General features: G+C 36.8%; 6 protein-coding genes. 4 read left to right on the top strand and 2 right to left on the bottom strand.

Annotation, left to right across the window (positions count from 1 at the left end):
- Positions 1-323 precede the first annotated feature (323 nt).
- The gene (pth, locus tag C8P67_RS20535) at positions 324-995 is read left to right on the top strand and encodes an aminoacyl-tRNA hydrolase (RefSeq protein ID WP_115815069.1); all 672 of its coding nucleotides are present in this window, start codon (positions 324-326) and stop codon (positions 993-995) included.
- 52 nt (positions 996-1,047) lie between these two features.
- Here pth and C8P67_RS20530 read toward each other — a convergent pair whose 3' ends face one another.
- A complete protein-coding gene (locus C8P67_RS20530; protein WP_115815068.1) occupies positions 1,048-3,720 on the bottom strand; it encodes a reprolysin-like metallopeptidase in 2,673 nt (890 codons plus the stop codon).
- Positions 3,721-3,980: 260 nt separating this feature from the next.
- On the opposite strand from C8P67_RS20530, the gene C8P67_RS20525 reads away from it, so the two are divergent.
- From C8P67_RS20525 to bioB, 3 genes are all read left to right on the top strand, one after another.
- Positions 3,981-4,925: a bifunctional riboflavin kinase/FAD synthetase gene (locus tag C8P67_RS20525; RefSeq protein WP_115815067.1), complete on the top strand. Its 945-nt coding sequence runs from the start codon at positions 3,981-3,983 to the stop codon at positions 4,923-4,925.
- Between the two features lie 351 nt (positions 4,926-5,276).
- Entirely contained in the window at positions 5,277-5,714 is a 438-nt protein-coding gene (locus C8P67_RS20520) for a hypothetical protein (protein ID WP_115815066.1), read from the top strand.
- A 98-nt stretch (positions 5,715-5,812) separates the two neighbouring features.
- Complete coding sequence (gene bioB / locus C8P67_RS20515; RefSeq protein WP_115815065.1) at positions 5,813-6,898, top strand: biotin synthase BioB; 1,086 nt, start codon at positions 5,813-5,815, stop codon at positions 6,896-6,898.
- Between the two features lie 120 nt (positions 6,899-7,018).
- On the opposite strand, the gene C8P67_RS20510 is transcribed toward bioB, so the two are convergent.
- Entirely contained in the window at positions 7,019-11,008 is a 3,990-nt protein-coding gene (locus C8P67_RS20510; protein ID WP_115815064.1) for a DUF7507 domain-containing protein, read from the bottom strand.
- Positions 11,009-11,025 lie beyond the last annotated feature (17 nt).

Genomic DNA, 11,025 nt, shown 5'->3' with positions numbered 1-11,025 from the left:
ATGCGAACCTTTTCTTAAATCTGTGCTCATAATCTAAAGGTAAAGATTTTTTCGCATTACTAAAGTACTGCAATAAATTGCAGGGTTTTAAACCCGAATCTGAGACCAATAAAAGGATTTTCCCTCCCATCGGTGCTGGTTAGGGTTTATGGTTTCGTTCTTGCCTTCATTTTAAACGCAAAGCCCGCAAAGAATTGCGCTAAGTTCGCAGAGCTCTGCGTCCATTACTTCCTTTTGCGCTCCTTGCGGTTAAAATCAATCTCATGGAATTCTCTATATTCTTTGTTCTTTCCTCTTTATTCTTTTTATACTATTTTTGCACCATGATAAAATGGATACAAAACCTGTTTTCATCACCAAAAACAGCAGAGAACAAAGATAATATGAAACCGGAGGTTCACGGACACCAAAAAAATAATATAGAAGTGAGTAAAAAATTTTTAATCGTAGGCCTAGGCAACATCGGCTCCGAATATGTAAACACCAGACATAACATTGGCTTCAAAGTATTGGATTTCCTAGCCAAAAAAGAAGGACTTTCATTCGAAACCGTAAAACTAGGTGCACTAGCCGAATACAAATTCAAAGGCAGAACCTTTTTACTACTCAAACCCAACACCTACATGAATTTAAGCGGTAAAGCCGTAAAATTCTGGATGGACAAAGAAAACATTCCGCTTGAAAATATTTTTGTCATTACCGATGATTTAAACCTTTCCTTTGGAACTATCCGCATCCGAAAAAAAGGTAGTGACGGGGGACACAACGGACTAAAAAACATTAATCTCGTTCTAAACACACAAGAATACACCCGCTTCCGATTTGGCATCAGCGATGAGTTTAAAAAAGGACAGCAGGTCGATTATGTATTAGGAGATTGGGACGATAACGAAAAAGCAAAACTTCCCGAAAGACTGGAAGTCGCTTCCGAAATAATAAAATCTTTTGGAACGGCAGGATTAGAAAACACGATGACTGCATTTAATGGAAAATAAAAAAGGGAGACATATCAAAAATGTCTCCCTTTTTTATTTTATAAGAATCAAACTAATTTACTATAATTTTCGAAACCCCTTTTCGGCCACCATCCTCAACGGTAACAATATAAGTTCCTGCAGCCGTATTAGCAAGCGCTACAATTTCATTTACATCACCAGTGTTTTTAAACTTTTTGTCATAGACTTTTTTACCATCCATATCATTAACAAAAATCCGAATATCGTCGCTATCATTACTTTTGAATGAAACAGTAAAATTTCCTTTATTAGGATTGGGATACACCAGAAAATCTTTGATTTCATATTGCGACACACCCAAACTGGTATAAACACTAGAACAAATCTGTATTGACGCCGCTGTTATTTTTCCAGTATCACCAACAATGGCATCTCTAAATCTTAATTTCCAGATACCTTGCGGACTTTCACCATTTAAAGCTGATAACGAACTAACTGGAACAACGGTCTGGCTGCTTATTGTGCCACAGCTTAAATTTCCTCCCAAATCATCGTACTTCAAAACCAAACTGCTATTCTCATCTTTACAGGAACTATCAAAGAGCTTGACAGTAGTCCCGCTTGGACTTACCACTTCAATCTGAACATCCGACATATAGGCATGCGTAAAACTAATATTAAAATTCACATCCGTAATTTCCGAAACTGTTGCTGGAACCGTAATTGTCCGTTCTGCATATGTCTGAGATTCTGGAATATTATAAGGTGCCGAAAAAGTATAGGTATCACAAGACGCTTCGGTACCATATCCTAAAGAAAAAGGAGTACTATTTACTGCATAAAAAATATTTTCTACAGGCTCAATCAGAATTCTGCAATTTTTAGCAGCTGTGGAAGGTGCCATGACAATTTCAGAACCGTCGTTAGGAGTATTAGCAGCCAAAGATATTGGAAAAGTCAATCCGCCATCTGTAGACAACTTAATATTCACATTCGCAGCTCCCGACAATAAGTTAGAACCATTTACACTCCAAGTTATAGTTTGTGACGAACCCAAAATCCATCCGCTATTTGAATCATATTGAGAAGTTACAGCAAATGGCCCCTTATTTCCATCAACAGTAACAGCCATGGCGTCCGAATGAGTCTGTCCTAATCCTGATGCAGCATTGTCTCTAGCTGTAAACACAAAATTTAATTTTCTTCCTATAGTAGAAACAGATTCCCAAGTAGTGTTCAATTGTCCAATGAGTACTTTATTAAAATCAGGGAAATAACGATATGTCACAGTACTAGGGGAAAATGATCTAAAATTTGGCCCATACACTTTTGTTCCATAAGCATAACTATTATCTTCGCTTTCATTACCGGCAGCAGAATCATTTTGTTCCCAGCAATATGTCATTGCATCACCATTGGCATCTGTTGCCTTGCCTTTTAAAACGAAGGGAGTTCCTTTCGGAATCGTATAATCTAATCCAGCTTCGACATTTGGAGTCTGATCATTTAATACAGTACTTACAGGACATATTTTGTTTGCTAAATTGTCCTGAATCTGCTTAATACTAGCATACGAAAAATAATCATCCGATTGATTTTGAACATCATAATCAGTAATCCCTGCATATCCCATAATTGTAGATCCGCTGCCTGGCTCAACACTCACACCAGTACCCTCAACATCGTGAGAAAAAGTATGATTTGCTCCTAATTGATGCCCCATTTCATGAGCAACAAAGTCAATGTCAAATTTGTCACCTTCAGGCACGCCATTTGATGGAGAGGTAAAACCGCTTCCTTTTCCATCTGGAACGGAAACTGTTGGATTTACACAAACACAGCCTATACAGCCTGCCGCACCGCCGCCCCCGGTATCACCAAACAAATGCCCAATATCATAATTAGCATTACCTATTACCGTAGTCAATGTAGTCTGCAGCTCAGAACTCCATTCTCCATCTCCGACACCTGCTGCCGACTCCGAATAAGGATCGGTATCTGGATCTGTATAAATAATCGCCGATTCATTAGCTATCAGCACTAATTTTATAGCCAGATCTTTATTAAAAATACCATTTACTCTAGTCATAGTTGCATTCATGGCCGCTAAAGCTTCAGCTTTTGATCCTCCAAAATATTGAGCATATTCACCTGTACAAGACAAAGCCAGACGCAATGTTTTGAAAACACCCGCACTAGATTTCAACTGTGACGCCTTTTTAGTCAATCCTTTATTAACATTTATATCTACAGTTTTACAGAATAAAGGCAGCGCACCTTTAGTTCTAGTATTGGAAGACGAAACTGCATAAATCGATCTATTACCCGGCAGAGGATCAATAAATTCAGAAGCCTTATCTCCTCTTAAAACCATTGTTTGAACTCCATTTGGTGAAATACTAAAACTTATAGATGCTTTTGCATCCGTAATTCCAGTTCCGGAATAAGAATGGATATTTGGATATTGCGCTTGCAGTTCTGGAACAAAATTGGATGATTCTACAACTAAAAACTGTTCCATTTTGCCCTCCCCGTTTGGGATTGATACAGAAACTCCTTTAGAGTTAGAATTCCGTAAGTCAAAAGTCTCTAGAGACTTCTTGAATTCAACTACATCCAATGTATATAAATGGACATTTTCGGCATCTCCTTTTTGAGAAGCTATTTTTTGAGAATTACCAACTGCTTTCCACGCCGATTTGACTTGAGAAAATCCCGCAAAACTTACTGTGAAAACACCAATAAAAAGAAAAAGTTTATTCATGTGTGGCTGCTATTTTAAGGATGTATTTTATAACACTGTAATTGATAATCCATAATTTAACAGACAAAATTAATCCATTTGCAATAGAATACACGATGATTCAAAACAATTTCTAAACAATTAAGCATTTAAGTGAAGTACAAAGACTTCTTTGAACGTTTAATCGTTTTTAAAATAATCCGTATTTATAAAAATCGAAACTTCTTGTCCTAGTTTTAAAATAGATAGTATAAATTTGCAAAAAATTTAAAATAGTCACTTTGAAAATTTTTCATTCTATAAACGACTTCCAAACAATTGCTGGAACCCCGATAAAAAAAACAATTCTTACATTAGGAACCTTTGACGGTGTTCACTTTGGCCACAGAAAAATTCTGGAAAAAGTAACCCAGAATACTGAAAATGAAAAGTATGAAAGCCTGGTCCTTACCTTTTTTCCACATCCTAGAATGGTATTACAAGAGGATTCCGGCATAAAAATGCTCAATACAATCGAGGAAAAAACAGTATTATTAGATAAAATTGGAATTCAAAATTTAGTAATTCACCCTTTCGATGAAAGTTTTTCAAGATTGACTGCTGAAGAATTTGTAAAAAACATTTTAGTCGATAAATTCCATATTCATAAAATAATTATTGGTCACGATCATCGCTTTGGCCGAAACAGAACAGCTAATATTGACGATCTCAAAAAGTTTGGAGAGCAATATGATTTTGAAGTCGAAGAAATTTCAGCTCAGGAAATTAAAGAAGTATCTGTAAGTTCCACTAAAATAAGACATGCCCTCGATGATGGAAACATAGCTTTGGCCAACGAATACTTAGGCTATAATTATTCATTGACTGGTATCATCACCAAAGGAAGACAGCTAGGAAGAACTATTGGATTTCCAACTGCTAACTTAAAATTAGAAGAAAACTTTAAGCTGATTCCTAAGAATGGCGTTTACATTGTTAAGAGCATTATTAACTCCACAACAGTGAAAGGAATGATGAATATCGGCTTCAACCCAACAGTTGACGGTAAAAACCAAACTATAGAAATCAATTATTTTGATTTTGACGAAGATTTATATGATCAAAAAATAACTGTATCTATATTAGAAAGAATCAGAGATGAAGAAAAATTTGAATCTGTAGATCATCTAAAAATACAATTAGAAAAAGATAAAAAAACTGCTTTGGCTTATTTTGAAAAACACTAATATATTTCAGCAGCATTATTCCATTTCTAAAAATTCTCTTCTATTTAACAACAGCACTTTTTTAAATAATGAAATGCTGTAAGAGTGCTTCGCTCGTCATTATTTTTCCAGTGAAGTAATCTATCACAATGACAGCATTTCTCCTGCAATCCAATTTTCACTCAGCTGCTTTAATCTCGCGCGACATTTCCACATTGAAGTAATATAATATTCACATTACTTTCAAATCAATCCATAGAAAACTCTCTGTTAATTAATTACATCGATTTCGTTTATTTTTTGTAATTTTATATCAGCCTACCTGATTCCCAAAAAGATACTGAATTTCTAACTTTTTAAAAACCATTCATCATGAAAGTAAAAAAGGAAATTAAAAATGGGTATTTCATTTTTATATCAATAGGAACTTACTTCCTATTAATGGAATTTTTAGGTTTATCCAATCTTTTCTATTTGAGGCTTCTGAATATTTTATTCATTATTTATGCTGTAAATGACACTTTAAAATCGAGAATTGCTCACGGTAAGAAAAATTTTGTTCCAAATGCTATCGCTGCATTAGTGACTTCGCTGGTTGGTGTAACTTTGTCCATTTTGGGCTTGTTAATTTATAGTTATATACGGGGCGGTGATAAATATATCAACAGTTTATCCGAAACTTTCCTGTTCGGCGGTCATCCATCAATCAATATGTACTGCTTGACTTTGTTTTTTGAAGGAATGGCTTCTTCAGTAATTGTCACTTTATTGTTCATGCTTTATTATAACGACAAATTTGTCGCCGATTAAACTTAATTTTAATTGATTCTCCGTAAGTCTTTTTAAAAATTGTTCGTTGGTTCTTTCTAACAATTTGATTACTTTTGAAGCATTAAAATAAAGGATCAATGAGTATCACAAAACATAACTGGACGAAAGAAGAAATAATTACTATTTACAATAAACCTATGATGGATCTGCTTTTTGAAGCGGCTACTATTCATAGAGAACATCATGACCCAAATGTAGTTCAAGTATCTACTTTGGTTTCTATTAAAACAGGAGGATGTTCTGAGGATTGCGGCTATTGTCCACAGGCTGCTAGATATAGCACTGGAGTTGCCGGAAACAATTTAATGTCGGTAGCTCAAGTAACTGAGCAGGCTGTTCAAGCAAAATCTGGAGGTTCATCCCGTGTTTGTATGGGTGCTGCCTGGAGAAATGTAAAAGACGGCCCAGAATTTGATCAGGTTTTGGAAATGGTCCGTACTATTAACAAAATGGATATGGAAGTTTGCTGTACCTTGGGTATGATTACCGAAAATCAAGCCCAGCGATTGGCAGAAGCAGGTCTATATGCTTACAATCACAATTTAGACACATCTGAAGATTATTATAAAGAAGTTATATCTACACGCGGATTTGAAGACCGTTTACAAACAATTGAAAATGTTCGTAAAACAAGCGTTACTGTATGCAGTGGTGGCATCATAGGAATGGGAGAAAGTATTGAAGACAGAGCAGGAATGCTTGTTGCTCTCTCTACATTAAATCCCCAGCCGGAATCTGTACCGATCAATGCTTTGGTTGCTGTAGAAGGAACTCCAATGCAAGACGAAAAACCAGTAGAAATTTGGGAAATGATCCGAATGGTGGCTACCACGAGAATTGTTATGCCGCATACTCAAGTGCGCCTATCTGCGGGAAGAATGAATATGAGCCGCGAAGGTCAAGCGATGTGCTTTTTCGCTGGTGCTAATTCTATTTTTGCGGGTGACAAATTATTAACAACTCCAAATCCAGATGTAAACGAAGACATGAAAATGTTTGAGTTATTAGGATTAAAACCTCAGAAACCATTCAAAAAAGCTCCACAAAGAACAACTATTGAAGCAGCCGATTCTAAATTTGAATCTTTAGGGGAAAAACCAAAATGGACTCGTCCAAATCATACAATTGAAAAAAACTTAGAAGTTTCTATAAAAGGAAAATAGTCCCTTTTTCAATAAAACAAAAAGCCCAATTCATATTGAATTGGGCTTTTTGTTTATAATAATATTGTTTAAAATTTTCAAAATTAATGAAATACCGATATTCATTATAAAATCTGAAAATTAATCATGATAAATAATTTCTTCACTTATCCATTTGCCATTTTCTAACTGTACCATGACAATCATGAACTGATTACTGGAATTTAAATGATTAATAATAAATTCATTCCCGCTTACTTTGTCCTTTTCATAAAGCAGGCTTCCTTTTAAATCGTAAACTTTTACAGAAGATAGCGAACTATCAAAAGAATTAATTTTTATCTGGCTATTTTTTACAGATACAATAACGCCTTTGCCTTTTGCAACAAAATCTCCTGTTCCTAATTTAGAAGTATTGGTATAACGAAGTACGAAACGATCTTTAAAGTCCCCTTTTGCAGTCGTAAAAGAATAAGAGCCTTTTGTTAAATCATGTATAACATTAGTCATTTTATCTTCTAAATATACCGTTTGGCTTGTCAAAAAACCATCCGTCTTCTCTATGTCTATCTGAAACGTTCCTTCAATAGTCGTTTTGTAACCCAAAGGCACTTCGTCTTGTTCATCAAATGGCAAACCGCGGCCTTGAATAGTATATTTATCCTCATTCATTATGCTGTAAAAATCAACAAAAGCATTACTATTGCGGCTTGTGCCGTCAAATAATTTATCCTCGCCATTTGTTGCTCCTGTGATATAACCTATTAATAACTGCTTGAATGCACCTCCAGAATTAGTTAAATTAAGCCAGATTCTATTCTTTTCTTTCTTAGCAGTTTTCTTGGTATTTGTCTGTTTGAAAAAATGGTTGTTTTGACCGGGATCGACTATTCGCATTGAATTAGTAAACTTAAAAGAACCGGCTGTCTTACTGCCTAGCATAAAAGACTGCCCTGCTGCTATAGTTCCATCCGGAGCTGGACCACCAGACTTTGATCCTATGTTTTTTGGGTCTGTTGCTGTGCCTCCTGTTACATTATAAAAAGAATAGTCATCTGATAAATACTCGTATTGCGTTTTATCTCCACTCAGCTTTCTACGTGTAGTATGCGTCCAAAAAGCCAGCATACCACCGGTCACGAGTAAATCTTCATTCTCAACCATAAATTCTTCAGCATCTATTGCAGAAGGATATGGATTTCCTATTAGATTGCTCATAAGAGCTCCTTGCGCAGCAATTGTAACATCTCCATTATTTGGCGTTCCGATAAAATTTACCGTTTGAGAGGTCACATACCTAGGAACCCGGGCGATATATCCTAGTCCTTCAATCATTGTATCCCCTCCAACTGCCGTTTTCCAGTAATTGCCAAACCAGCTCCAGTATTTATCACTCTGTGGAGATAAAGCGCCAAGCGTCTGACCTGCTACGGGCGAACTCCAATACACATAATCAAAATCTTTTATTGATGTTGCAGTACGTTTGTAAATAATACTGCCCGTATTTCCATTTTTTGCATCATTATTCTGGATTAAACTTGCACCGTTTTCGAAGGTTAAAGTTCCGTCAAGCGCAGGAACTGCTCCAGTTTCAACATGTAAACCGTTCTCAACTGTTAAAACTGTTCCAGAAGCAATTGTTACATTTACATTAGGCTTAACAGTACAGGAACAGGCATGTATTGAACCCGAAATAGTATAATCTCCTTCAAAAACAACTAACTGACTGGAAGTTGGCGCACTGCCTGCAGACCAAGCTGTACCATTCCAAGTGTTGGTAACCAGCGGTGCTATTGTAATAGTGGCAGTACTTGCCGAAACACATCCTGAACCTATCTGATACGTCGCCACATAAGTTCCTGCTGCAAGACCAGAAAACACTCCTGTTGTGTTTGTTACCGATGGAACTGCCGGAACTGTTCCTGTAACTGTATATACTGTTCCCGCTGCAGGAGCTGGAGAACTAATCGTTATAGTGCCGGTGGGAACTGCGCAGACAGCATCTGTTTTTGAAAATGCAGGTGCTGAAGGAGGAATAGTACTTAAAGTAACAGTTAGACTGCTTGGGCAAAACAGATTACTTGCCATTACCGAAACAGAACCACTTTGTGCACTGGTTCCTGTTATCACTTTCAGCTCAGGAAGAACAGTACTGACAGGTGCCGTAATTACAACTCCGCTTTCTGTTTTCCATCCCGCTGGAACAACCCAAGTATAACCGGAAGCTCCCGAAACTGGTGCTATACTAAAAACAGCTATGTTTGATGCGCAATATGCTGCACTGCCATTAGAAAGATAAGCCACATTGTTTAAAGAAATAGGCCCCGAATCTGAATTAACAATCAAAGTTACATCTTGAGAAAAAACCGTAGAACAATTTGGAGTGCCACTTGTAACAGTAATTCCCGTAATTTTCAGAATTTTACCATTCTCTGCTACTGTTAAATTTCCTGTTGCAAAATTTCCCACACCCAATAAATTTGCCGATACTCCTGTTGCTGTCAGCGTGCTTCCTCCATTAATAGTATAACTGATTGTCGATGTACTGCCTGCCAATAATCCGGTCAAATTAATAGCTGCAGGCGATCCTGCACAAGTAAAAACTGGTTGTGACGCAGCTGTCAATGTGGGAGTTGGGTTAACTGTTACCAGCCTTGAGAAACAAGCTGTTGAGGTACAATTATTTTTATAGCGTACATAATAAGTTGTATTTGACGCAGGTGAAACTGTTATGCTCGTACCTGTCCCTATCGGTGTTCCGCCGCAAGTACCGGCAAACCATTCTATTGATGCGCCAGTACCAGTCAGTGCACCGCCACTTACGGTAAGTACTGTCGAATCTCCTTTGCATATTGCAGCAGTTCCTGTTATTCCCGTTGGCGGGGACAATAAATTAGTAACAGTTGCAACATTATTCCCATTAGTTTGACCAGATAAATCTTCGACAATATTTAGAGACGGATCCAATCCGGTAACTTTCGCCTGATTTGTTACTTTACCAGCTGTAACATCAGATGCAGTAATGGTATAAGTACCAGTCAAAGTAACTGTTGCACCAACTGCCAATGTAGAACCTTGTGTTCCCGAAATTACTAATCCAGTCATAGGATCTGTCACTACCACATTAGTAACAGAAACGTCTCCTGTATTAGTAACAACAAAAGTATAATTTATCACGTCTCCAGCTATACCGCAGCCTGATACTGAGGCAGTTTTAACCAAACTCAATTCTGCTTTCTTTAATGAATTAGCATTAAATGCAATAAAAGCACAGTCAGAATATCCAGAAAAAACAACTTCAAATCGGTCAACTTGTGGTGCATTAGCAGCAGTAATTCCAAAAGCACTAGTATCATAACCCAAAATACGAATGTCTCTGGTTTCTTGAGCGGTAAAACTACCTGCTATCGCTCCATTTGAAGCATTGAAAAGATCTAAACTATAAGACCCCACTTTATTAACAGCACCAAAATTGATAGAAATAGCGTTTCCCACTAAAGCTCCTGTTGCATCTACAAACCTAAAAACATCTGGCGTTCCTCCTCCTGGCTCAGCCACTTGAGTTACAATTAAATCAGGAATATTATCATTTAACCCTAATAAATTCAAATTCCCTGTCCCTACTTTAAAAAACACACTGTTTGTAGCTATATTAGCAATACCCGTTCCTAGAGCTAAACCATTTATACCATCTGTAAGTCTAGAGGCTAATTCTGCCGGAGTAGATGTACCTGCCCCTAAAGGCGGAGTCAAAATCCTGACACTTGATACTGTCGGGTTGTCTATTGCTGCTCCCTGCAGGAAATAAGTAGAACCTGTATAACTTAATGACTGTATTTTTAAAGCTCTAAATTTTTGAATAGAAGCACTAGGTACTTTACTTATCAAAGTAACGTCATCGACACCTGTAGAATAAGTTGTTCCATTCCATTCAAAACCTATTAGATTATTTTCTAAATCTGGTCTATTTGTGCCGGTTGTTGCACCATTAGCTGTCCAATAACCTTTCCAGTCGGTATGGATTCTTGTAACACCAGCTTGTGCAGTTACTTTTGAAGAAGTAGACAAAAAGAACGTTGCTAAAATTGGTAAAGATGCAGAACAAAAAAGCGAAAGTATTTTTTTTATCATAAACAATGTCAAAATTA

Source organism: Flavobacterium aquicola, assembly GCF_003385115.1.
Classification (GTDB): domain Bacteria; phylum Bacteroidota; class Bacteroidia; order Flavobacteriales; family Flavobacteriaceae; genus Flavobacterium; species Flavobacterium aquicola.
The sequence above is the reverse complement of the archived record's forward strand: the minus strand, read 5'-3'. Positions and strand labels throughout refer to the sequence as shown.

Coding starts and splice junctions, on each gene's coding strand:
- bioB (WP_115815065.1), top strand. CDS start 5,813: ATGAGTATCACAAAACATAACTGGACGAAAGAAGAAATAATTACTATT.
- C8P67_RS20530 (WP_115815068.1), bottom strand. CDS start 3,720: ATGAATAAACTTTTTCTTTTTATTGGTGTTTTCACAGTAAGTTTTGCG.
- C8P67_RS20510 (WP_115815064.1), bottom strand. CDS start 11,008: ATGATAAAAAAAATACTTTCGCTTTTTTGTTCTGCATCTTTACCAATT.
- C8P67_RS20520 (WP_115815066.1), top strand. CDS start 5,277: ATGAAAGTAAAAAAGGAAATTAAAAATGGGTATTTCATTTTTATATCA.
- pth (WP_115815069.1), top strand. CDS start 324: ATGATAAAATGGATACAAAACCTGTTTTCATCACCAAAAACAGCAGAG.